At 54.8% G+C, this 24,393-nt stretch carries 24 protein-coding genes; 20 read left to right on the top strand and 4 right to left on the bottom strand.

All coding sequences use genetic code 11. The features are described from left to right. The first annotated feature begins 22 nt into the window (after positions 1–22). Positions 23–874: an EamA family transporter gene (locus tag IPN69_20225; GenBank protein ID MBK8813038.1), complete on the top strand. Its 852-nt coding sequence runs from the start codon at positions 23–25 to the stop codon at positions 872–874. Here the strand turns inward: IPN69_20225 and IPN69_20230 are convergent. Then, positions 871–3,666 carry an EAL domain-containing protein gene (locus tag IPN69_20230; protein ID MBK8813039.1) on the bottom strand — a complete coding sequence of 932 codons (2,796 nt, stop codon included), beginning with the start codon at positions 3,664–3,666 and terminating at the stop codon, positions 871–873. The two genes, IPN69_20225 and IPN69_20230, sit on opposite strands and share 4 nt — an antisense overlap. A 384-nt stretch (positions 3,667–4,050) precedes the next feature. Between IPN69_20230 and IPN69_20235 the strand changes: the two genes are divergently transcribed. Next, positions 4,051–5,937: a phosphoenolpyruvate carboxykinase (GTP) gene (locus tag IPN69_20235; protein MBK8813040.1), complete on the top strand. Its 1,887-nt coding sequence runs from the start codon at positions 4,051–4,053 to the stop codon at positions 5,935–5,937. Between the two features lie 252 nt (positions 5,938–6,189). Then, positions 6,190–6,699, top strand: a complete 510-nt coding sequence (locus IPN69_20240) for a hypothetical protein (protein ID MBK8813041.1) — start codon at positions 6,190–6,192, stop codon at positions 6,697–6,699. Positions 6,700–6,889: 190 nt separating this feature from the next. Here IPN69_20240 and IPN69_20245 read toward each other — a convergent pair whose 3' ends face one another. The 3 genes from IPN69_20245 to IPN69_20255 form a co-directional block, all read right to left on the bottom strand. Continuing rightward, the gene (locus tag IPN69_20245; protein ID MBK8813042.1) at positions 6,890–9,160 is read right to left on the bottom strand and encodes a tetratricopeptide repeat protein; all 2,271 of its coding nucleotides are present in this window, start codon (positions 9,158–9,160) and stop codon (positions 6,890–6,892) included. 11 nt (positions 9,161–9,171) lie between these two features. After that, entirely contained in the window at positions 9,172–10,383 is a 1,212-nt protein-coding gene (locus IPN69_20250; GenBank protein MBK8813043.1) for an AAA-like domain-containing protein, read from the bottom strand. 788 nt (positions 10,384–11,171) lie between these two features. Beyond that, positions 11,172–11,654, bottom strand: coding sequence for a hypothetical protein (locus IPN69_20255; protein MBK8813044.1), 483 nt, complete (start codon positions 11,652–11,654; stop codon positions 11,172–11,174). 142 nt (positions 11,655–11,796) lie between these two features. Between IPN69_20255 and IPN69_20260 the strand changes: the two genes are divergently transcribed. The 17 genes from IPN69_20260 to IPN69_20340 all read left to right on the top strand — a co-directional run bounded on the left by IPN69_20260 (position 11,797) and on the right by IPN69_20340 (position 24,333). Then, on the top strand, positions 11,797–12,510 hold the full coding sequence (locus IPN69_20260; protein MBK8813045.1) for a Bax inhibitor-1/YccA family protein: 714 nt from the start codon (positions 11,797–11,799) through the stop codon (positions 12,508–12,510). Positions 12,511–12,514: 4 nt separating this feature from the next. Then, positions 12,515–12,733 (top strand): redoxin domain-containing protein, encoded by a 219-nt coding sequence (locus IPN69_20265; GenBank protein ID MBK8813046.1) that lies wholly within the window; start codon positions 12,515–12,517, stop codon positions 12,731–12,733. Positions 12,734–12,763: 30 nt separating this feature from the next. Further along, positions 12,764–13,060 (top strand): peroxiredoxin family protein, encoded by a 297-nt coding sequence (locus IPN69_20270; GenBank protein ID MBK8813047.1) that lies wholly within the window; start codon positions 12,764–12,766, stop codon positions 13,058–13,060. A 221-nt stretch (positions 13,061–13,281) separates the two neighbouring features. Continuing rightward, positions 13,282–13,938, top strand: coding sequence for an RNA polymerase sigma factor (locus tag IPN69_20275; protein MBK8813048.1), 657 nt, complete (start codon positions 13,282–13,284; stop codon positions 13,936–13,938). Between the two features lie 101 nt (positions 13,939–14,039). Then, positions 14,040–14,777 carry a zf-HC2 domain-containing protein gene (locus tag IPN69_20280; GenBank protein MBK8813049.1) on the top strand — a complete coding sequence of 246 codons (738 nt, stop codon included), beginning with the start codon at positions 14,040–14,042 and terminating at the stop codon, positions 14,775–14,777. A gap of 15 nt (positions 14,778–14,792) precedes the next feature. Continuing rightward, complete coding sequence (locus IPN69_20285; protein ID MBK8813050.1) at positions 14,793–15,563, top strand: DUF4097 family beta strand repeat protein; 771 nt, start codon at positions 14,793–14,795, stop codon at positions 15,561–15,563. Positions 15,564–15,697: 134 nt separating this feature from the next. Further along, on the top strand, positions 15,698–16,543 hold the full coding sequence (locus IPN69_20290) for a hypothetical protein (GenBank protein MBK8813051.1): 846 nt from the start codon (positions 15,698–15,700) through the stop codon (positions 16,541–16,543). Between the two features lie 270 nt (positions 16,544–16,813). After that, positions 16,814–17,407, top strand: a complete 594-nt coding sequence (locus tag IPN69_20295) for a dCTP deaminase (protein MBK8813052.1) — start codon at positions 16,814–16,816, stop codon at positions 17,405–17,407. A 152-nt stretch (positions 17,408–17,559) separates the two neighbouring features. Beyond that, positions 17,560–19,005, top strand: coding sequence for an aldehyde dehydrogenase (locus IPN69_20300; GenBank protein ID MBK8813053.1), 1,446 nt, complete (start codon positions 17,560–17,562; stop codon positions 19,003–19,005). Between the two features lie 79 nt (positions 19,006–19,084). Continuing rightward, positions 19,085–19,270, top strand: coding sequence for a hypothetical protein (locus tag IPN69_20305; GenBank protein ID MBK8813054.1), 186 nt, complete (start codon positions 19,085–19,087; stop codon positions 19,268–19,270). Between the two features lie 74 nt (positions 19,271–19,344). Continuing rightward, the gene (locus IPN69_20310; protein MBK8813055.1) at positions 19,345–19,935 is read left to right on the top strand and encodes a biliverdin-producing heme oxygenase; all 591 of its coding nucleotides are present in this window, start codon (positions 19,345–19,347) and stop codon (positions 19,933–19,935) included. A gap of 72 nt (positions 19,936–20,007) precedes the next feature. Beyond that, positions 20,008–20,460, top strand: a complete 453-nt coding sequence (locus IPN69_20315; protein MBK8813056.1) for a RidA family protein — start codon at positions 20,008–20,010, stop codon at positions 20,458–20,460. A gap of 267 nt (positions 20,461–20,727) precedes the next feature. Continuing rightward, a complete protein-coding gene (locus tag IPN69_20320) occupies positions 20,728–21,111 on the top strand; it encodes a VOC family protein (protein MBK8813057.1) in 384 nt (127 codons plus the stop codon). Then, positions 21,111–21,632: a DUF1697 domain-containing protein gene (locus tag IPN69_20325; GenBank protein ID MBK8813058.1), complete on the top strand. Its 522-nt coding sequence runs from the start codon at positions 21,111–21,113 to the stop codon at positions 21,630–21,632. Before IPN69_20320 ends, IPN69_20325 begins: the two co-directional genes overlap by 1 nt. A gap of 5 nt (positions 21,633–21,637) precedes the next feature. Then, positions 21,638–22,717, top strand: coding sequence for a phosphoglyceromutase (locus IPN69_20330; protein MBK8813059.1), 1,080 nt, complete (start codon positions 21,638–21,640; stop codon positions 22,715–22,717). 1 nt (position 22,718) lies between these two features. Beyond that, positions 22,719–23,243, top strand: a complete 525-nt coding sequence (locus tag IPN69_20335; GenBank protein MBK8813060.1) for a 3-hydroxyanthranilate 3,4-dioxygenase — start codon at positions 22,719–22,721, stop codon at positions 23,241–23,243. A 94-nt stretch (positions 23,244–23,337) separates the two neighbouring features. Further along, positions 23,338–24,333: an amidohydrolase gene (locus IPN69_20340; GenBank protein ID MBK8813061.1), complete on the top strand. Its 996-nt coding sequence runs from the start codon at positions 23,338–23,340 to the stop codon at positions 24,331–24,333. Positions 24,334–24,393 lie beyond the last annotated feature (60 nt).

Consider the following 24,393-nt stretch of genomic DNA (forward strand, 5'->3'; position numbering starts at 1 on the left):
GACATTTATTCCGCCAGTTGTAATGGTCGTGATGGCCGTCGTGCTCTGGAGCATCGGCGGCCTTTTCATCAAGATCACGACGATCAGCGGGTTCGAGGTGAACCTCGGACGATGCCTTTTCGCGGCGCTGACGATCGCGCTGCTGACGCGTTTTCGCGCGCTCAAGGCCGACCGGTTCACGCTTTTCGCGGCGATCTTTTACGTCGGCGCGCTTTCCTTCTTCGCCGTCGCAAACAAATACACTACTGCCGCGAACGCGATCTTTCTTCAATATACGGCACCGGTCTACATTCTCGTTTTCGCGCCGCTTGTCTTGAAAGAAAAGTTCCGTCTGGCCGACCTCGTGACGGTCGCGGTTTGCATCGGCGGGATGTCGCTCTTTTTCATAGACGCCGCGCCGGGAACGGGTTTGTCCCCCGAATCGCAGTTGACCGGCAACATCCTCGGACTTCTTTCAGGCGTCAGCCTGGGCGGTTACATTCTGCTTTTGCGCCATCCAAAGGCACGCAATCAAAATCCGGCTTCGTCTGTTTTTTATGGCAATCTCTTCGCGATCGCGGCAATGATCCCGTTCATCGCGCTCGCGCCGTCGGTCTGGACGCCGATGGACCTGGTCGCCGTTGTCATCCTCGGGGTCTTTCAGATCGGTCTCGCGTACTATCTCTTCACCTACGGTGTCGCGCACGGTGTCCGGAGTCTCGACGCGAGCATCATCGGGTTCATCGAACCGCTGCTTAATCCGGTCTGGGTATTTCTGGTGATCGGCGAACGACCTTCGCGTTGGGCGATCGTCGGCGGGATCACGATCATCGCGGCGGTTATCCTCCATACGCTGCGCCGAAAAGGAGGCGTTGGCTCCAAACAAACCGGTTAGTTGATCGAAACGCTGACCATTTCGGCCATTTCCTCCCGCGGCGCAAAGACCGCGGAACTCGTGTTCATATTCACCAGCAGCGCTTCAAACTCGCTGATCGCCATCGGCCGGGCGAAAAAGTAGCCCTGACCGAACTCGCAGCCCAGTTCACGCAAGATCTCGGCTTGATCGTCGTTCTCGATGCCCTCCGCGACCGTCGCGAGCTGCAGCGTGCTGCTGAGACTGATGATCGTTCTCGCGACGGCGTTTTTTTGCGGGCTCGCCTCAATTCCTTTGACGAACGAACGGTCGATCTTGAGGATGTCGATCGGGAACTGCTGCAAATAGCTGAGCGACGAGTAACCCGTGCCGAAGTCGTCGATGGCGAGTCGAATACCCAATGATTTGATGCGGTGAAGGAGTTTCAGGATCGACTCCGTATCTTCCATCATCGTGCTTTCCGTGATCTCGAGGATGATGTTGCCGGGATTGATCTTCACCTTCGCGATCACTTCGGCCAGATCGTCGATGAAGTCGGGGTGTTCGAGTTGCTTGCCAGAGATATTGATCGTTACCGTCAAATCGTTGCCGTGGCGTTCAAACAGCGCCTTGCTGCTAAGGCAAGTTTCCAACAGAATCCAACGGCCGAGAGGGACGATCAGCCCGGTTTGTTCCGCAAGACCAATGAAATCGATCGGCGGGATCAAACCGTGAACCGGATGGTCCCACCGGACCAACGCTTCCATTCCGGTGACCTGACCCGTGGTCATATTCATGATCGGCTGATAATTCAGGTGGAGTTGATTATTGTCGATCGCCTGCCTGAGGTCGTTCTCAAGTTCGATCTGGGCCAGCAGGTTCCGGTGCATTTCAGTTTCGAAGACGACGTGCCGGTTCTTGCCTTTTCCTTTGGCGGCGTACATCGCAACGTCGGCATTGCGCAAGAGGTCGTCGGCGGTCATCTCGCCGCCATCCTTGAACGCGATGCCGATACTGATCCCGATCTTCATTTCAAAGCCGTTGACGTTGATCGACTGCCGGACATTGTCGAGAATCCGCTTCGCCACCGACACCGCCTTTTCACGCACGTCGTCGCCCTCGATGAGGATCGCGAACTCGTCCCCGCCGAGACGCGCCACGGTGTCCCGGGCGCGGACGCAAAGACGGAGCTTTTCGGTGAATTCGATGAGAAGCTTGTCGCCGGCGTCGTGGCCGAACGTGTCATTGATGTTCTTGAAATCATCGAGATCGAGAAACAGCACGCCGAGCTGTTCACCGTCGGCGGCGCCGATCAATGCCTCCTCGACGCGACTTTTGAACAGCAATCGGTTTGCGAGATTTGTCAGCGGATCGTGGAACGCCTGGTGGATGATCTTGGATTCAAGCGCCTTTCGCTCGTTTACGTCACGGGCGTTGAGGAGAACCCCCCGGGCTCCGCTTTCATCGTCGGTGATGATCTTTGCGATCCCCTCGAGAATTCTCCAAGAACCGTCGAAATGGCGGAAACGGCATTCGCGCATCAACTCGACGTCCATCTCGCGCATCAACTGCCGCGACGCGTCTTTCAAGATCGGAAGATCCTCGGGATGAATGAAAGAAAATCCATATTCTCCGACCAGCGAATCCTGTCCGTATCCGAGGATACGCTCGACCGAAGGGCTTTGATACGTGATCCGGCCGTGAAGGTCGAAGATCATCACGATGTCGGACGAATTTTCGATGAGCGTGCGAAAGTGAGACTCGCTCTCACGCGCAGCTTGGAGCGAGTGCAAACGGATGTTCTCTTTGACAGCCGTGATCTGCCGGAGCACGACAATCGCCGTCAAGATCAACGCGGCAACGATGACGATCCCGTGCGGCTGCGACCAGTACGGTGTCGCCGAATACACCAAAACTCCGTATCCGACGAAGATCGCGACGTACGGCAGCCAACTGAATTTCGGAACAAAGCTCTCCGGTGCAACGCTCGCCAAGGGCTCAGGAGCGATTGTTGCCAGATGATACTTATATAATGACGCGGCGATCAACAAGAACGGCCCGGTTACCCAAATGCTGACGAACGGGCCGCTGTCGCCGAGGCCGTGAAGCGTAACGAAAGCAAAGCTGAGATCCGCGAAGAGCAGGTTAATGAGGCCGGCAACGACCAGAAGCAGCGCGCGTCGGATGTGTTCCGGCGGCCGGCGCAGCAGAATCGTCGTGATTCCCAAAAGCAACACCAGATCCCCGACGACGTACCCGATGTTGAGACCGATCTTAATAAAATCCGTGTTCTTCACGATGGTCGGAAGAACAATGAAATACCAAACGACGGTAGTTCCGGCGATCATTACCGAAATCGTATCGAGGATGAACTTTCGGCGGTGCAGGCGCGACTGCTCCGCTGCCGGGAACGACAGGAGGGCGATCAGCATCAGCGGATAGAACGCGAGATATCCGACATCGGCCAACGAAGGGAACGGCCGGACCATTTGAATCTGGGAGTAATAGAACCAAGTCAACTGCGCGCCGGCGAAGCTTCCGTACGCAAGTGCCGTTCGTTTCCAGGCGAGCCGGGTTTCGGCGTCGAGACGCGGATGCCTAGCGAGGATAAGCGTTACGACAAACGCCGCGACCGCAAAGAGCGCCTGCGTAAGGTCGCTGACCAGCGTCCTTTCCTTGGGCGTGGGAGCCCCTAGAAACTGCCAGAGAACGTAAACGGCTGTTACTGACGCGAGAACCGCGACGGTGCGGCCGGTCCAATGACCCAACCAATCGCGCGGCCACCACGTGGACTTCGAGATCACTTCCTGACTTCTCCGTTCTCTATCTCTCATTTCACGGCGGAAGGTGAACTCTGACCCTTTTAGGCTTCGGTGCGTGATTTAGGGGGCAATCTCAGGCACACTTCCGCGTATGCGGTATCAATCCACGTACCACAACCAGAGTCACCGTACGCGTTCGCTAAGATGCGAGAAAATCAACGCTTACGGCGATGTGCGATCTATGGAGAAATCTCCCGACCCGTCATTCTGAACTGTTGTTTGAGAGAAAATCGACCAAAGTGACCGACTACGGAACCGCCCGGCGACCGCTCTTTCAAAACGCTAATAGTGTGATAACATTGGTGAATAGCCTTGAAGACAATTGTTGATCGATTGTTCGGTTCATTTTTGAAATCCAACTAATTATTGCGAGCTTTTTTTGATCTGGAGATTCTTATGACTAGTTTGAGTATTCCCGCATTTGTAAAAAATGCTGAACTTATCGAATGGGTGACAAAGGCGTTTGAACTTTGCAAACCCGATAGCGTTCACTGGTGCGACGGTTCGAAAGAAGAGTACGACCGTTTATGTGAAGAAATGGTGGCGAGCGGGACTTTCATCCGATTGAATCCGGAGAAACGTCCAAATTCCTTTCTCGCGCGTTCGCATCCGTCGGATGTCGCCCGTGTCGAGGATCGGACCTACATTTGTTCGCAGGCGAAAGGAGATGCCGGGCCGACGAACAACTGGATGAACCCGAAGGAAATGAAGCACATCCTGAACGCGAAGTTCGATGGCTCGATGCGCGGCCGCACGATGTACGTCATCCCGTTCTGTATGGGTCCGATCGGTTCGCCGATCTCGCAATTCGGCGTGCAGATCTCGGATTCGCCGTACGTTGTCGTCAATATGCGGATTATGACGCGAATGGGCGACGCGGCGCTCGATGCGCTCGGCGACGGTGATTTCGTACACTGTCTGCATTCGGTCGGCAATCCGCTTGCCGAAGGCCAGTCGGACGTGTCGTGGCCTTGCTCGCCGGATCCGAAAGACAAATACATCGTTCATTTTCCGGAAGAACGCTCGATCGTTTCATACGGATCGGGATACGGCGGCAACGCGTTGCTCGGCAAGAAATGTCTCGCGCTCCGCATCGCCTCGACCATCGGCCGCGATGAAGGCTGGCTTGCCGAACATATGCTGATCGTCGGCGTCGAATCGCCGGACGGACAGAAAGACTATGTCTGCGCTGCGTTTCCGTCTGCGTGCGGCAAAACGAATTTCGCGATGCTCATTCCGCCGAAGCCGTTTCAGGAAGAAGGTTGGAAAGTGACAACGGTCGGCGACGACATCGCCTGGATAAAACCCGACGAAACCGGACAACTGCGCGCGATCAATCCCGAAAACGGATTCTTCGGTGTCGCGCCGGGGACGAACTACGGGACCAACCCGAACGCGATGGATTCGATCCGCGAGAACACGATCTTCACGAACGTCGCGCTGACCGATGACGGCGACGTCTGGTGGGAAGGAATGGACGGCGATGCGCCGGCCCACGCGATCGACTGGCAGGGTAACGATTGGACGCCGGATTCGGGACGGGTCGCCGCGCACGCGAATTCGCGATTCACCGCGCCGATCACCCAGTGCCCCGTCGCCGATGAACGTTTCAATGACCCGAAGGGCGTTCCCGTTTCTGCATTCATTTTCGGCGGCCGCCGCAATTCGGTCGTGCCGCTCGTTTTGCAGTCATTCAACTGGGCGTTCGGCGTCTATATGGCGGCGACGATGGGATCGGAAATGACGGCCGCCGCCTTCGGCAATATCGGCGAGGTCCGACGCGATCCGTTCGCGATGCTTCCGTTCGCGGGCTACCATATGGGCGATTATTTTTCGCACTGGCTCGACTTCGGACGTTCGATACCCGAACCGCCGCGGATCTTCTCCGTCAACTGGTTCCGCAAGAACGAGGAAGGCAAGTTCGCCTGGCCCGGATTCGGTGAGAATATGCGCATCCTGAAATGGGTCGTCGAACGCTCGCGTGGAACCTCGCGCGGGGTTGAAACGCCGCTCGGATGGCAGCCGCGCTACGAGCACCTCGATTGGCGCGGGCTCGATTTCTCGCAGGAAGACTTCGACAAGGTGATGAACCTCGACCGCGATATCTGGCTCAAGGAGATCGCGATGCACGATGATCTGTTCTTCAAACTCTACGATCGCCTGCCGAAGGAAATGGCGTTTATCCGCGAGTTGCTCGTTTCGAACCTCTGGCGCCAGCACGACCTCGGCCTTGCGACGCCGCGGATCGAACCGCCCGAGAACGAAAAAGCGGCGACGAAGTAGTTTGCCGGATCGGACAGAAAGAATCGCGGGGCGACTTGTTCGCGCCGCGATTTTTTTTCGATCAGCTAATCCGGCGAGCTGTCCGTTTGACTTCGCGTTTTTTCGCGTCGATTCGCGGCTGGCCTGCTTTTTTACCATCCTCGCGATTGATGTTGGCCTCAAACGACGGTCTCGTTCGCCTCGTCTCTTTTCGAAGATCGAAGATCGATCTGGCTTGTTCTTTTCTTCGGCTTTCGCGAGAATTGTTTTGCTATGAAACAGCGCCTGAAAAACAAGTTGAAAAGAAACCTCGCGCAAAGAGTCGAACGAAACTGGGTCGGATACCACGTTTATCGCTCGACGAACGAGCAATTGCCGTTTGCGCTTTGGGAGCGTCTGACGGACGAGCCGATCCCGGACGGGCAGTTCGACGATCCGGCCGCCGGTGTCGGTCAGCGATACTATTACAAACTGACGCGCGTCGATTCACACGGCCGCGAGACCGCGCCGATCTCGCCGCAGGTCGCGTTCACCGACCACGCCGGCAACCGCCACGAACAGAATCCGCTGACGGATTTCGCCGGCTACAACATTTATCGATCGGCTGACGAAACAGTCCCGCTCGACCAATGGGAACGCCGCAACACGGAACCTCTCAAATCGTCTGAATTCAAAGACGAAGGCGTTCAATCCGGCGAAGTTTTTTTCTACTACGTCCGAGCCGTCGATTCCAACGGCACCGAAAGTGCCGCGGGCGAAGTAATTCGCGTGATCAGAGCGTGAATGGGATTTGGGATTCGGGATTCGGGATTCGGGATTCGGGATTGGGGATTGCGGATTTGGGGGTACTCGATATTCCGCCCGACTGGAGCGCAAGCGGACTGGAGCGCAAGCGTCCCCGCTTGCAATGAGCGCGAAACGGAATCAACTTGCGCATTAGAAGCTTTGACTCTCGGCCCCAAGCGGCTGAATCTCAGACATCAATCTGCCGTTTGTCAGATTCAGGACTGCCCGAAAGAAGTCCGACGATTTCCTCGACCGCGCCCTTAACCTCGGGCGAGAGCTTTTCGATAAGCGACCGATCCTGCGATTCCAAAAACTCGGCCGCGCGGAAAATCGCAAAGAACCGCGCTTCAGATTCGTCGCTGAGATTCAAACGCCGAAGCGCCGACATACCGCCGCTCCGCGCCGTCTCCAAAACGATATCGGTTATCCAATCGTCAAATGTCGTTGATTTCTCTTGATTTAATAGTTCAATCACATCCCGAAGGGCCGCGCCGGGACGATCGGCGATATCCTCTTTAACGGAACAATCGATCCGGTTGAGCATGGTTTTGATCCGCGTTTCAAAATGCTCCCGGTTCAACGACGTCAACGATGCGCGTTCAATCGCATCAATCGCCTTGTCGTATTCCGCGACCGCCCCATCCAGCCGTCCGAGACTCTTAAGCGAAACGCCCTTATTAATGAAAGCAATCGCCAGATCGTTGGCAAGCTCGCGGCGGCCCTGAACATTGACGAGATCTTCGAGGATCGCGATCGCCTTGTCGTATTCCGCGACCGCCTCGTCCAGCCGTCCGAGACTGCCAAGCGAAACGCCCTTGTTTATGAAAGCAGAAGCCAGATCGTTGGCAAGCTCGCGGCGGCCCTGAACATTGACGAGATCCTCGAGGATCGCGATCGCCTTGTCGTATTCCGCGACGGCTTCTTCAAATCGAAACTCATTGTATGCGTCGAATCCGTTTCGAAATGCCGTCGATACGCTATGAACCGCATCTATTTCGGAGGCCGGAATGATTCCCTCTTTGACGAGCCTTTCGATTGCCGCCTTCGAAAGGCGATTTCGAATCGACGGGTCCTGAACATCCTCCGAAAGCCTTTCGCGGGAACCGATTTTCAGGGATTCTTCAATATACGAGTCGAAGTACTCCGGTTTCACCTCGTCCATCGCCAACGCGAGACAATATCTGTGGGAAAGAACGTCGGAGGCACGCGCGACATCGCCGGACGCGAGAAACTTTGAGTAGCGATGGTCAAGTGAGCGATATTCACCCTCGAGTTCAACCTGATCGTAAAGCGCTTTGAGAATTGTGATCAACCAACGCCGCTTTTCATAGGCCGCCCTTCCGAAACGCATTTGATACCAGATCGCCATCAGCGGTTCGGACAGAACGTAAAACGAACTTCGCCCGCGGACATTCGCCGCGCGGACATAGCCATCGTCGCTGAGCCTCTTTAACTGCGCGCTCGCTTGGTTCTGTTTGAGGCGCACACGCTCGGCGATTTCCTTCGGCGTCACGCCTTCGTTCCGCTCGAAACTGGTGCGGGCAATGAAATCCAAGATCTTTCGTTGCTGTGGCGGAAGAAGTTCAATCTTTGATTTGAAGAACGGCGTGATCTCGTCCAGCAGATCTTCGAGAGCTTTTTGAACGTCCGTGAAGCGGGATTTCGTGATCACGTCGAAAAGCATCAGCATCAGGCGCGGATTTCCGTCGGCAAAATACGTGAGCGTTTTGATCCGGGAACGGTTTTTGTCGTAGAACTCTTGAAAATCTTCGAATCGGCCTTCTTCGGCGCGTTTCTCAAGAAAATCCCGAATCTCGGAATCACCAAATCCGCGGAGATTATAGACTTTGAAGAAGTTGTACAACGCATGACCATAATCGCTCACGGCTTGAAAATAGGTTACCGCGCTGCCAATTAGCATCACGGTATCGTCGTTCATCAAAACGGTTCGCAACCGCTGCATATCGTCCTCATCGTTTATCTGATCCACGATGAGGTCCAGGTTGTCGACCAACAGCAGAAGTTGCCGGTCGTGCGTCCGCCGCCAGTCTTTTAGAACCGCATATGCACTCTCGTTCAGGTCGTCATTGTGCGTATATTTTGACCTGATGTCGGCGATTTGCGATTCAAGTTGAAGATCATCTGTGTCGGCTGCGAGGTATTCCGCCACCTTGACCCAAAGATCGGAGAGATCGTAAATGTCGTAACTTTCTTCTGGAAATCGAACAACCTGCCATTTTGACGCAAGGTCGGATTCTGAAATGGAGATCGACAGCATTATGAGCAACGTCGTCTTTCCCATACCCCTCGGCGCGATCAGCAAAACGTGCTGGACGCCGGCGCCGACGGGTTGATTTCGAACGATCGAAACAAGCTCGTCGACCAGTTTGGTCCGGCCAACGAATGTTCGCTTCAGTTCAGGAATCGACAAGAGCTCCGGGTTATACAGTTTGCTCACAATTCTCCCCTTTAGTTGCCCGAAAGTGAATAATATCGCAACCACCAATCGCGGAGTAGCGTCGAGCCGAATTCGTAATGGCGGTCTTCATGTCTGAACCGGATGTAAAAATCCGTCTCAAGTGCCGCAATGATGAGGTTGAAACGATCTTCCGCGTCATCGCCGTTCCAAGACTCCGAAAAGGACTGGAACAGCGTATCCCGGCCAACTTCGCCGACAATCGCAATTTCGCGCAGGAGCTTTCGCGCCGCCTTTTCTTCGGACGGCTCGAAATACCGCCGAAGCCGTTCGTGGTAATGTTCGAAATACGTCTTGCAATCAACCCCCAGTATGCGCTCATGGTAGATTCGCCCGACAAGCTTTTCATTCACCGGAGTCTCGTTCAAGACCGCCTCTTTTTGAATCTCGGAGAAGAAGATCTGAATGAAATACGGCACAAGCGTTCCGACCAAATCAAGCAGTTTTTTTCGTACAGGACCCTTCATGTTCAGTTCGTAAGTTGAACACAGTTCGTCCAAAAAGCTCTCCGCGGTTTTGCGATTGAACGGCTCGAGTTTCAGTTTCTCAAAATCGTTGATGCTCGCCGATTCCTCTAGTTGTGAAAGTACGTGATCGATTCCGATCGATCCCGCGATGACGAATCTTAACTTTTCATGGTTCCCAGCCGATGTTCGAGCGCGACGAAACCATCTGAGAAACTCTTTTGCTTTTTGGGCCTTTTGTTCACGGAGCATTGCCTCGAGCATCATCGGCAACTCGTCGAGCACGACGATGACGATCTGGTTCGATTCCGCGAGTTTTTCAAGAAGCAAATCGCCTTCCGATTGCCATTCCGTTTTTATCTCGTCACGCAGCTTCAATTTTAGTTGGGAAATCTGCACTTCCTCCACCGTTTCGCAAAATCCCTGAAAGGCCTTCTTCAAGCGGCCGGTCAACCTCGGGGCCAAATCCGAAAACCCCTCGCGGGCAAGCGCTTCGAGCAGGAGGACGACGAAATGTTCGGGCTCATTCGACGCTTCAAGATCGAGATGAACGATACGCGCCCCGTAGCGCGGCTTATCTTTCAAGTTATACAAGACGCTGGTTTTGCCGAATCTGCGCGGCGCCGCGAGCAGCAAGCTGCCGACCATCAGTTTGCTCCAAAGAAGATCGACGAATTTCTCCCGACCAAAGAAATCATTGCCGCGAACGGGCGATCCTACTCGATTCTTAACTCCAATCATATTCTTGACCTCATCTACAACATTCTTGTTGTGCAACACGTTTGTTGTACAACAAGAATGTTGTAGATGTCAAGAAGATTCTCCGCCAAAAAATTCCGTGACGATCTGGAGCGCAAGCGTCCCCGCTTGCAATGAGCGCGCCGCGCGAACAGCGCCAAGGAAAAATCAAGTTAACACACGCTGCGGCCTGACGGCGTTTCACGCCGTTGCAAGCGGGGACGCTTGCGCTCCAGTCGGGGACGCTTGCGCTCCAGTCGGGGACACTTGCGCTCCGATCGTGACCGCAGCCCCGAAATTTTTTGTTGACCTTTTCCGACGTTCTTCGGTATTATTCAATCAGGGGGTGATAGATATGATAGAAACATCAATCGAAACGCCGCCGGACAGTTCGGACCGGTAATGACCGGTGAGAATTCTCCGATTGGCATCATAGAAACGAAAAGGCCGTTTGTCGGAAGTCGCGACTAAAGAGAGCGTCGGTAGATTCAAGGTTTGCTAAACTCATCCCGACGAATTTCGAGCACGAAGGCTGAAAACGGAACCTGATCGAACATACATCATTAATACTCCGGACAGGCGGCTTTGAGGAAAGCGGCCTGTTTTTCTTTGCCGGCCCGGATCCGGACTTCCACGCAAAGCCAAGCACTCCGCGTCCCGCGAACCGGCCACGTTGGAAACAAGACACGCACAGTCGATCCGTTTGAAATGGTCTCTCGACTTAAACTTTGCATCAGGATGGTTCGGGACGGACTGTCAACCCGGCGCACCTGACCTCGCATGTTCTTATTTCATTTCTTTTTCTCGGGCGGAGAGATGTAACCGAAGATCGTCTTTCGATGGGGAGTGAAATAGTAATCGAAGGTCCGGTACACGTGAACGCCCCCGTTCGGATCCATAGCCCAGACACCGTCGCGAGCTTTGTAATTGTAAAGCGCGACCGAGTGATACCCGCCGACGCCCGATTCCCAGTATCCGCACATAACCGGGGAGACTTTGAAGACCGTATTCCCGAGGTCACGCATCTGAACGCCCATCGAGACCTCCTCGACCGTCATTCCCCATAATGGCTCACCGAGCATCTTTTTGTATCCGTCCGGAAACGTCAACCCGCCGTCGGAACCTGCGAGATGGTTGAACAGCCCCAAGATATCCAACTCCGAATGGTCCTTCACTTTCGGCAGCGTCCGCGTCCACCACGCCATCGATGTCGACCAGCAGGCAGTCTGGTCCGGTTGGGCCAGAGCTTTGATATGTGCATAACTTTTTCCCATTTCATCCTCCTCGAGAGCATTGCCATCATAAGAAACGAAACCGTACGCGGTAATTAAGGATCTATGAGTTTTTTGTGATTTTTTTCTGAACCGAGGCGAATCGTGTATAATCCGAGAAAAACCGAACAAGGGAGAAATAGATATGGAACAGGAATTCAATCAAAGCTACGGATACTCAGCCGCCGACGCAAAACCGGCCGAACGGGCGTCGTTTATCCGAAAGACCTATCTTCATTTGGCGGCCGCGATACTCGCTTTCGTCGGTGTCGAAGCCTTTTTCTTCGTCTCGGGCGTCGCCGACATGGTCATCGGCGTGCTCCAAATGGGCGGTCGGCTTTCGTGGTTCGCGGTACTCGCCGCCTTTATGGGTGTCTCTTGGCTCGCGAACAAATGGGCGCATTCCGAGGTGTCCGGCGCGACCCAGTATCTCGGTCTGATCGTTTACATCGTCGCCGAAGCGCTGATCTTCATTCCGTTGCTCTATATGGCGGCGTATTACGGCGGCGGCGCGGACACGATCCTCAAAGCGGGGCTCGTGACATTCGGCCTCTTCGCCGGGTTGACGGCCGTGGTTTTCATCACGCGGGTCGATTTTTCGTTTCTCGGTTCGATCCTCGCGATCGGCGGCTTTGTCGCGCTCGGTTTCATCGCGGCTAGTTTGATCTTCGGCTTCACGCTCGGCACCGTTTTCGCATTCGTGATGGTCGCGTTCGCCGCGACGGCGATTCTCTACAGCACGTCGAACGTGCTTCATTCATACCATCCGACGCAGCATGTCGCGGCATCCTTGTCGCTGTTCGCGAGCGTCGCGCTTCTTTTCTGGTATATTCTGACGATCTTCAGTTCTGACGACTAAATTTATGAAAAAGATCTACGCATCAATTCTTGTAGGGCTTTTCCTGGCGGCGGCGGCATTTGCACAGACGCCCCAAGCGCCGAAAACGACACTTAAGGTCGGCGATATGGCGCCGGATTTCACGTTGACCGACACGACCGGCAAGGCCGTGAAACTGAGCGATTTCCGCGGAAAGAAGACGGTTGTCCTCGCGTTTTACGTGCTCGCGTTCACCGGCGGCTGAACGAAGGAACTTCAGGCGTATCAGGCTGATATCGCCAAATTCGAAGCAGCGGAAACACAGGTTTTCGGGATCTCGATGGACAGTTTCGCCGCGAACAAGCGCTTTGCCGAGGATATCAAAGTGAACTTCCCCTTGCTGAGCGACTGGAAACGCAGCGCGACCAAGGATTACGGGCTGTATAATGAAGAATCGGGCTACGGCGCCCGCGCGACGTTCGTCGTTGACAAAGAAGGCAAGATCCAGCACGTCGAGGTTGGCCGCACCGCGATCGACCCGACCGGGGCCTATCAAGTCTGCGACCTGTTGTTGAAAAAGAAGAAGGGTTGATTTCTTGGAGTTCCGCCTTCAGGCGGCTTTGGCGTAAGGATTAATTCCTGCACTGCAATCGCCCGAACCGCGCAAACGCGGAACTCCATACATTTGCCATTTACTATTCAATGACTTTCGTCATAAAATAATCGCCGGTTAGAGCAACTTTCCGAAGGAGGTGCGACATCATAGACAGCGAAGATCTACTGAATTCAGAATCAAATTTTTTAGGAGCGGCTATGGACCTAACCTCGGCGATTGAGCGGGACGGCGCATTCGGCATTGAGGAAAGCGTTGAGCTTCCACTTTTTCAAACTCCTTCGGTCGCGGAGATCACCCCGGTTTCCGCCGACTCGGATGACCTGTCGCTTTGCAAACTTGCGGCCGACGGCAACCTTTCAGCGTTCGAACTGATCTATCAACGGTATAATCGGCGGACGTTTTCGCTCTGTCTGCGAATGACCAACAGTCAAACCGAAGCCGAGGATCTGACGCAGGAAGTGTTCATCCAGCTCTTTCGCAAGGTCGGGAGTTTCCGCGGGGATTCCGCCTTTTCGACCTGGCTTCACCGTTTGACGGTAAATCAGGTGCTGATGCATTTTCGCCGTCGAAGCGTGAAGAACGAAAAAGTCAGCGATACCGGAGAAATACCGGACCAGATCGTCGTCGGCACCGCGAATCCGAACAAGATGCCGATTGTCGACCGGCTGGCGCTGAACCGCGCGATCGAACAACTCCCGCCGGGCTACAAAAAGGTTTTCATCCTCCACGACGTCCAAGGCTACGAGCACGAAGAGATCGCCCGAATGCTCAAGCTCTCGGTCGGGACTTCGAAATCGCAGCTCCACAAAGCTCGTCTGAAGCTTCGCGGTCTTCTGATCAAGCAAAATGGCTGACTTTTGATCGCCGGGGCAACCTATCGAAGGCCTCGGCAATCTATTAGGGTAGTCAGCACTTGCTGCCGGGACGATGGGAAGGTTGTTTTAGCGGAAAACGGATGAACTGCGAACTGTGCCAAGAAATGATAAGCGCGTATCTGGACTGCGAACTCGATGAAACGAGTTGCGCGGATGTCCGGACGCATTTGTCAGTTTGTTTGGATTGTTCGATGGTTTGCGAGGACCTGGCGATGCTGCTCGATGTGTCGCGGCTCGAATCGGACGAAAACGCTGTTCCGCCAAATCCGCAGGCACTTTGGTGCCGGATAAACAACATTATCGAGGGTGAAGTCAGCGCCGAGATCGCCAAGGAACAAAAGGTAAAAGAGGTCGAACCCGTCTCGGGATGGCTTCCGCGCCGTTGGAACTTTTCGTTCTCGCAGGTCGCGGCGGCGATCATCGGCATTGCGCTCGTCAGCTCGCTGCTGACATTTATCGGCTTGAAACAGTATTCGCAGGCTGAAGATGGATTCGCGTTGAAATCCGAACCGACCGTCGTCGACCGCGTCCTTGGCAAACTCGGCTTGGTCGAGACGCCGCAGCAGCTGCGCAAACGCAAGTTGCAGGAGCGCGAAACAGCGATCGATTACTGGAACAAGCGCGTCCAGGCCCGGCGCGTCCAATGGGATGCCCATTTGCGGGACGCGTTCGACCGAAACCTGAACGAAATAAATCAAGCGGTCAATGAATATACGTTGATCTTGGAGGAAAATCCGCAGGACGAGCTTTCGGGCGAGATGCTCGACACTACTCTCAACGAGAAGATGGAGCTTTTGCGTGAGTTTTCCGAACTGTAAGTTTTGGCAATGATTTTGAAGTTGAGACAATTTGTCGGGCTTTCAGCAATCATCAAAACTACGATCGTCCTGAGCGTAGTTTTTTTCTTTGCTAACGCCGCCGCGCCCGAACTCTTGGCGCAGAAGAGATTCGCGAAGACTTATCCGGCGGGCAAGAACGTGCGTTTGCAACTGACCAACCGTTCGGGGACCGTGACCGTCGAAGGCTGGAACAAGGATCAGGTTCAGATCTCGGCATATCTCGAAGCGCCGGCGGCGAACATCGTCCCGCAGAGTTTGAGCGGCACGATCCTGATCAATGTCGTCAAGGACAATCAGGGCCGCAACGAAGTCGGCAACGTCAATTTCACCGTCAAGGTGCCGTTCACTTCCTCGGTCGATATTGAAACTCGCGTCGGCAATCTCAACGTCAGCAACGTCCGCGGCGGACTTGTCCGGGCCAATATTTCGAGCGAGGGCGATATCACCCTGACAAACATCGGAGCCAACAACGTTGCCGCTGAAAACGTCATCGGCGACATCTTCTTCGACGGCGAAATACAAAGCGGCGGCAACTACCGGTTCGTTTCGATGCGCGGCAACATCAACGTGCGGATCCCGTTCGACTCCGGTTTCAAACTTGTCGCGACCGCACCTTCGACGCGCAACATTTCACTTGGCGCGTTTTCCGGCGGCTCAATGAATGTCGTCAGCGACGGTCGCCGCGTGATCGGCAAGAACGGCGACGGCGCCGCGACCCTGACAGTCACCAACCAACGCGGAAGCATTGCATTGATCAGGCGCTGACGCTCAAAAGCGCTTGTGGCGGTCCGCCGGCGAGTCGGCATCGAAAAGAAAAGCTTTGACCGACCGCCTCTCAATCAACTAATCTACAAATGGAGCATCCGTTCCGCCTTTCCCTTTTTTCCGCGCCAAACCATATGAAAATCATCCAATTTCGCTCGATCGCAATTTTCGTCGCCGTTCTTTTGACCGCCTTCTCAACGATGGCGCAGACGGCCTTGATCAAACGGACCGCGTTCAAGTCCGATTCGGTCGAATTCGGCGTCGGCGGCACTGTGACCGTTACCGGCGCGCCGTTCGGTTCGATCCGCATCGAGGGGTGGAGCAAGAACGAGATCGAGGTTTCGGCCGAGATCCAGATCGAAGCGGCGAACGAGGCCGACCTGGCGAAACTGGCCGGTGTCAACGGTTTCGTCCTCGATTCGACATTCAATCATTTGCGCATCAACAGCGTCGGCACGCACGACAAGAACTATCTCAAGAAATCGGGAAAGAAGATCCCGAAAACTTTGCTCGGACTTCCCTTCCGAATTGACTATGTCATCAAGGTCCCGCGCTATTGCGATCTCAATATCAACGGCGGTTCGGGGGACTTTTTCGTTTCCGGGGTCGACGGCAATATGCGCGTCAACTTCGTCAAGGGCGACGCCAAAATGAGTCTCGACGGCGGCGCCATCCAGGCGATCTTCGGCACCGGCAACGTCGACGTCACGATTCCCTCCCGAAGTTGGCGTGGAAGGTTCGCCGACGTCCAGCTGACGAGTGGCACGATGAACGTCTTTTTGCCGCCGGGCCTGAACGCGATGTTCGACGCCGCAGTTCTCCGAACCGGAAATATCGGCAACACCTTTACCGAACTCAAGCCGCGAACGCGGAGCGACAAATTCGATGACAAATTGATGGTCGCCAAGGCCGGCGTCGGCGGCGTTCCGATGAAATTCACCGTCGGCGACGGGGTCCTGAATATCGCGCCAATCAAATAACTTTGCCGCGCAATCGGCGTTTGTTCCGGATTCCGCGATAGGATTCCCATCCCGGATCGTTGACGGATCTCGGCGCACGAAAACGCCAAACAATCGAAGTACCCGTCGTTTCCGCTTCGCATTCTCCGAGCTTCGGATCACCAAATCCGGATTTTCGCGCAAAGACCGGGAATTCTTCGATTTCGCCTCTCTTACGCGTCCGGCGTTTATCGGCGACTAATTTTCTTTCGCGATTTTTCTTTTCGCAAGCGATAGGCTATTTTTTAGTCTATGTCCATTAAGTCTGACATTTGGCTCCGCAAAATGGCGGAGGAAGAAGGGATGATCGCGCCGTTCTTGCCTGAGCTGGTGCGCGAATCGGAAGGCCGACGGATCATTTCGGCGGGTTGTTCGAGCTACGGCTACGATATGCGTCTGGCTGACGACGGTTTTCGCATCTTTTCCTCCGTTCACGCCAAGGAGATCGATCCAAAGCGCTTCGATGATCAGTTTTCGCTGATCGAACCGGTCCTTCAGACCTCGGATGACGGGGCGCAATTCTATCTGCTCCCGCCGCATCATTATGGACTCGGAGTAACGGTCGAAACGTTCAAGATGCCGCGCAACGTGACCGGCATCGCCCTTGGGAAATCGACCTACGCGCGGGCCGGTCTGCTCGTCAACACAACTCCGCTCGAAGCCGGTTGGACCGGTCGCCTTGTCGTCGAGATCGCCAACCTCGCGAATTTGCCGCTCAGAGTCTATGTGAACGAAGGAATCGGCCAGATCCTGTTCTTCCAGTCCGACGAAGACTGCGCCGTCTCGTATTCGGACCGTGGGGGCAAGTATCAGGGACAGACAGGATTGACGTTCGCAAAGGTTTAGGCAGCGATCTCCGTGAATCGGCCCGTTTCAACTGATCCCGGAGGTCCTCTGCCTTGCCGGATCTTTGTTTCGGAACAGTTGAGAGCGGATAGCTGAAAGTGGAGAGTGTCGTTTTCCGACGCACTTCGACGTTTGCGGACTATCATTGACGAATGCTGAAGATCGAAAACTACATCGGCGGAATGCTCGCGGCGCCGGTTTCTGGCGGATACCTAGACAATTACGATCCGGCGCGGGGCGAGGTCTATTCACTGATCCCGGATTCGGACGAAAACGACGTTGCCGCAGCCGTGCGTGCGGCGGGCGATGCGTTTCCAGCTTGGTCGACGACGCCGCACGACGAACGATTCGAGATACTGATGCGCCTCGTGCGGTTGATCGAGCGCGACCTGGAACCGCTTGCGGAAGCGGAGAGCGTCGATAACGGCAAACCCGTGAGCCTTGCGAAACGCGTCGACATTCCGCGCGCGGCGGCGAATTTCCGGTTTTACGCGACGGCGCAGATGCATCTCGCGAACGAGTCGCACGACACGGTCGGCCAGGCGATCAATTACACGCTGCGCCAACCACTCGGCGTGGTTGGCTGCATTTCACCGTGGAACTTGCCCCTCTACCTTTTCACGTGGAAGATCGCTCCGGCGATCGCGGCGGGCTGTACCGTTGTCGCGAAACCGTCTGAGGTTACGCCGATGACCGCGTATCTGCTTTCGAAACTATGCATCGAGGCCGGGTTGCCGGCCGGCGTTCTCAACATCGTCCACGGCACGGGACCGAAGACCGGCGCGGCGATCGTCTCGCATCCCGAAGTCAAGGCGATCTCGTTCACGGGCGGAACGGCCACCGGCGAATGGATCGCGCGCGAGGCGGCGCCCAAATTCAAAAAGCTCTCGCTCGAACTCGGCGGCAAGAATCCGAATATCATCTTCGCCGACTGCGATTACGAAGCGATGCTCGAAACGACGCTGCTGTCGTCGTTTTCGAATCAGGGCGAGATCTGTCTTTGCGGATCTCGGATCTTCGTCGAACGCCCGCTTTACGAGCGCTTCAAAAAGGATTTTGTCGAACGGTCGAAAGCGCTCAAGGTCGGCGACCCGCGCGCGGCCGAGACAAATCTGGGCGCGATCGCTTCGAAAGCGCACTTTGAGAAAATCCTGTCATACGTCGAGCTCGCCAAAAGCGAAGGCGGTGTGATTTTGTGCGGCGGCCGTTCGGTGCGTGTCGATGGCTTCGGCGGTTGGTTCATCGAACCGACGGTCATCGAGGGGTTAACGTTCGATTGCCGGACGAATCAGGAAGAGATCTTCGGGCCGGTCGTAACGATCCAGCCGTTCGACACGGACGACGAGGTCCTGAAGTATGCGAACTCGGTTCGTTACGGACTCGCCGCAACCGTCTGGACCGAGAACCTGACACGCGCCCACCGCCTCGCGGCAAAACTCGAGTCCGGAATCGTTTGGATCAACTGCTGGCTTCTGCGCGATCTGCGAACGCCTTTTGGCGGAGTCAAAGATTCCGGAATGGGCCGCGAAGGCGGCTTCGAAGCGTTGCGGTTTTTTACGGAAGAGAAGAACGTCTGCATACGGGTTTTGGAGAAATAAACGAAGAGCCTGGATTTTGGACTCCGGCCCGACGCCCGCCCGACACCAAGCTCTGCTATACTTCCCGCGAGGGCTAAATATGAGTAACGAAACACAACCCGTCAGGATCGAAACCGGCGAAGAGGTCGCCTTTGAGTTGATGAAATTCATCGCCGAAAAGGAAAACCGAACGCTCGCGTCGGAAGAGATCCGGGATTACTATCTCGATCTTTTCGTCGAATGCGCCGCTGTCGTTTATGACGGCGAACGCGCGGGCGGCGAATAGTTCGACCAAAAAACTGAATCCAAAACGTCCACGGATTCGTGAAACCATTCGAATCGTGGCAAAATATCCGCGTTATGCAACCAGAAACAGCAAATGATTCAATAATGGCGCAGCTCAAATCGCGAACTGCCCATCAGCATCAGGCGACCGAAGCAACAGTCAATCTGATGCGTCCGGACTTTACACTCGACGATTACCGGGAACTTTTGAAACGCTTCTTCGCATTTTATGAGCCGTTTGAGGCAAAAGTGCAGGAGTCGCTGGCAGAGAACCCGATCGAACTCGATCACAGCGAACGGTTGAACACGCCGCGGCTTCTCAAAGACTTGAAGAATCTCGGGTATTCGGACGATGAGATCAACGCATTCGAGCGGGCGGAGACGTTCCCGGATCTCGATTCAAAGGAGAATATCTTCGGATCGCTTTACGTCATCGAGGGATCAACGCTCGGCGGCCAGGTCATCGGCCGGCATCTGAAACAGCATTTCGATCTCGATGCTTCGAATGGCGCCGCGTTTTTCCTCGGCTATGGTCCCGACACCGGAAAGATGTGGCGCGGTTACGCCGAAGCCGTGACCAAATTCGCCGAAACGGCGGACACCGAAAAGATAATCGCCGGCGCGAACCAAACTTTCGAAGCGATCGGAAAAGCACTGTCGAGGTAATTCGGAATTGTGATTTGGGAGTGCGGATTGCTCTTGGTCCGCTTTTCGTATTTGGAAAACAGATCTACTGAAATGACATCCGAAAAATCCGAAATCACAAATCCCCAATCCAAAATCGTCGTGGTTGAATCATCCCGAGCACCGGAACCGGTCGGTCTCTACCCGCACGCACGGCGGGTCGGCGATCTTTTGTTTTTATCGGGTGTCGGCCCGCGCGAGCGCGGCTCGAAAAAGATCCCGGGCGTCGAACTCAACGACGCCGGCGAGATCGTCGCATACGACATCGAAACGCAATGCCGTTCGGTCTTTCAGAACGTCCGTTACATACTCGAAGACGCCGGCTCGTCGTGGGACAAGATCGTCGACGTGACCGTCTTCCTGACCAATATGAAGGACGATTTCGCGACGTATAACCGCGTTTACGCCGAGTACTTCGCCGAAAACCGTCCGTGCCGGACGACGGTCGAGATCAACTGCCTTCCGACACCGATCGCGATCGAACTCAAGGTCATCGCAACAGTCTGATCGGGGATTTGCGATTTGCGATTTGCGATTTGCGATTTGCGATTTGCGATTTGGGATTTCAGTTTTTGGAATTTGGAATATCTGGAATCCGTAATATCTGGAATCCGTAATATCTGGAATCCGTAATATCTGGAATCCGGAATATCTGGAATCCGTAATATCTGGAATCCGTAATATCTGGAATCTGGAGTATCTGGAGTTTCGGACTTTAAACATCTCGAACCCGTAGCTTTCTGCGTATTTGCCGGTTCGATGATTTAGATCGATATGAATTTTCACTCGTCATCGCCCATTCTTCGTGTCAGCGACCTCGTGGCGTCGCTCGATTATTACAACAACATTCTCGGTTTCGCGACTGACTGGGGCCACGAAAGCGGATTCGCATCGGTCTCGCGTCAGGCGGCGAATCTGATGCTCTGCGAAAACGACCAAGGGAATTTCGGAACGTGGGTTTACATCGGCGTCGGCGACGTCTTGCGCCTGCACGAGGAGTTGACTGCCAAAGGCGCGATCGTGAAGCTTCCGCCAACCAATTACGAATGGGCGATGGAGATTCACGTCGCCGACCCCGACGGCAATGTCATCAGGTTCGGTTCGGAACCCGACACGTCGCGGCCGTTCGACGATTGGGTAACCTGGTACAAACAGTGATGAGGTATGTCGCTCTTTTTCGCGGAATCAACGTTGGCGGCAAAACGACCGTCAGGATGGAGCGTCTCCGGGAACTGCTTTCCGACCTTGGATTCGGCAACGTCCGTTCATATATCCAAAGCGGCAATGTCGCTGTCGATTCCGATGATCCGGAAGAATCGATCGAAGCGCGGATCTACGAATCGTTCGAACGCGAGTTTTTCAGAACTCCGGTGATGGTTCGCTCGATCGATTCGATTCGTGACGCGGTCGACGCAAATCCGTTTGCGAACGAGGAATTCGAAGACAAGCAAATGCATCTCGTTTTTTTGAGCGAGGCGATGAACGACGAAAAAGCGGCGTTCCTGCTTTCCCACAATAATGAAACCGAGTCATTCTCGGTTCGTGGGCGCGAGGTCTATTGCCTTCTCCGCGCGGGCGTTGCCGACAGCCTGTTGGGGAAGAAATTTATCGACAACAAACTCAAGATCGCGGCGACGGGCCGAAACTGGCGGACCGTCAAGACGCTTCTTACACTTTGACACCGATGAAACCGATAGTTCTTGCGCTTATGCTGCTCGTTTTCGTCTGTCCCGCCCCGGCCCGGACGAAAACTGAAAACGTGATCGTCGTTACGCTCGACGGTGCCCGCATCCAAGAAATCTTTGGCGGGCTCGATGAACAACTCTACAAGAAGATTTACAAAAACGCCGAAAGCCGTTTGACGTTCAAACAGTATTCGGCGCCGAACGCAACCTCCCGGCGCGAAAAGTTGATGCCTTTTTTCTGGACCCGGCTGATGCGCGATTTCGGCTCGATCGCCGGCAACCGCGAACTCGGGAGCGAGGTGAAGACAACCAACAATCTGCTCTTTTCGTATCCCGGCTATTCGGAGATTCTGACCGGACGCGCGCGCGACGATGTGATCAACAGCAACGATCGGATTCAGAACAGGTTTCCGTCGTTTCTTCAGTTTTTGCAACGGAAAATGAGACTCAACCACGATCAGGTGGCTCTGTTCGCATCCTGGAACGTGTTCAACGAGATCGCGGCAACCGACAAGGACGCGTTCGAGATCAACGCCGGCTACGAGCGATTCGATACTGGCGGAAAAGCCCTCAGTGATGCACAATTCGAGACTCCGACGCCTTGGGATTCGGTGCGACACGACTTTTACACATTTCGGTTCGCGATGTCTCACCTCACGAAACACTCGCCGCGCGTTTTGTACATCGGACTCGGCGAGACCGACGACTGGGCGCACGACGAGAACTACGACCGGATGATCGACGCCCTCCGCCGGTCGGACAACTATCTGAAAGAACTCTGGGAGTTCGTCGGGACCGACCCGCGTTACAAAGACAAAACATCGGTCATCATTACCGTCGACCACGGGCGCGGCAAAACCGAAAACGACTGGGACAAGCACGGCGAAGATGTTCCGGAAGCTCGCTGGATTTGGATGGCATTTGCCTCGCCCGATTCAAAACTCCGCGGTGAGTGGTCCAAAAGCGATACGATCTATCAAAATCAGGTCGCCGCGACCGTGACTAAATTGCTCGGGTTCGATTATTCTGAACAGGATCCTTCGGCGGGAAGGCCGATCGATCGGATCTTCTCCAATTAGTATGCCAATCAAAAGACCCTTCAACTTTCGGAAATGGATCGACGACAACCGTCATTTGCTTAAACCGCCGGTAGGAAACAAACTCGTCTATGAGGACGCGGAGTTTATCGTGATGGTCGTCGGCGGACCGAATTCCCGAAAGGATTATCATTGGGAAGAGGGCGAGGAGTTCTTTTACCAGATCGAGGGCGACATCACGGTCAAGGTGCAGGAAGAAGGCCGAGCGGTCGATGTCCCGATCCGCGAGGGCGAGATCTTTCTCTTGCCGCCGCGGGTGCCGCACAACCCGATCCGCGGCGCGAACACAGTCGGACTCGTGATCGAACGAAAACGCCGTGAGGGAGAACTCGACGGACTTCTGTGGTTTTGCGAGAACTGCAACGAGAAGTTGTACGAAGAGTATTTCGAGCTAACCGATATCGTCAACCAGTTTCAGGGCGTTTTCAGGAAATTCTACGGCGATTCGGGTCTGCGAACCTGCAAATCGTGCGGCGCGGTGATGGAACCGCCGCCGATAGTCGGTTGATCCGATTTTGGATTTTGGAACAGGCAATGACCTGTGACGGAAATAGGATCCGAAAAACCAATCCAAAATCAGAAATCGAAAATCCAAAATCGAAATGATCGACATCCACACACACATTCTTCCGCGCGAGATTCCGCGTTGGAAGGAGAAGTTCGGCTACGGCGGATTCATTTCGCTCGAGCATCACAAGCCGTGCTGCGCTCGGATGATCAGGGACGACGGGCATTTCTTCCGCGAGATCGAGGACAATTGCTGGTCCGCCGAACGACGTCTTGAACATTGTGATGTGCAAAGCGTCGACGTTCAGGTGCTTTCGACGGTTCCGGTGATGTTCAATTACTGGGCGAAACCGGCCGATTGCGCCGACACTTCGCAGTTTTTGAATGATGGGATAGCGGCGACCGTCGATGCGTTCCCGACCCGATTCATCGGACTCGGAACCGTTCCGATGCAGGACTCGAGGCTTGCGATCCGCGAACTCGAGCGTTGCAGAACGCTCGGTTTCAAGGGCGTTCAGATAGGTTCCAACGTCAATCAGCTGAATCTCGGCGAATCTCGGTTTTTCGATTTCTTCAAAGCCTGCGAAGAGTTTTCGATGGCCGTTTTCGTCCATCCGTGGGAGATGATGGGCGAAGCCGAAATGACGAAATACTGGCTGCCGTGGCTCGTCGGAATGCCCGCTGAGACATCCCGCGCGGTGTGCTCGCTGATCTTCGCCGGCACTCTCCGAAAATGCCCCGATCTTCGGATCTGCTTCGCGCACGGCGGCGGGTCCTTCCCATCTACGGTCGGACGCATCGCTCATGGCTTTGAAGTTCGCCCGGATCTTTGCGCCGTCGATAACGACGTCAATCCGCGTCAATATGTGCGGAAAATCTATTATGACTCGCTCGTTCACGATCGGTCGATGTTGCGATATCTGATCGACATTGCAGGTGCCGACCGCATCGCGCTCGGCACCGATTACCCTTTCCCGCTTGGCGAAGAAATCGCCGGAAGCCTGATCGAGTCGATGGATATTGACGACGCGACGAAGACACGACTTTTGTCTGGAACCGCGAGGGAATGGCTCGGGATCTCGGATTTGTGATTTAGGAATTTGGATCGGTTGGTTTTTGTCGTGGTTGGACTGATTCGAGCCGTGAGCTTC

The organism is Acidobacteriota bacterium (assembly GCA_016715115.1).
Taxonomy (GTDB): domain Bacteria; phylum Acidobacteriota; class Blastocatellia; order Pyrinomonadales; family Pyrinomonadaceae; genus JAFDVJ01.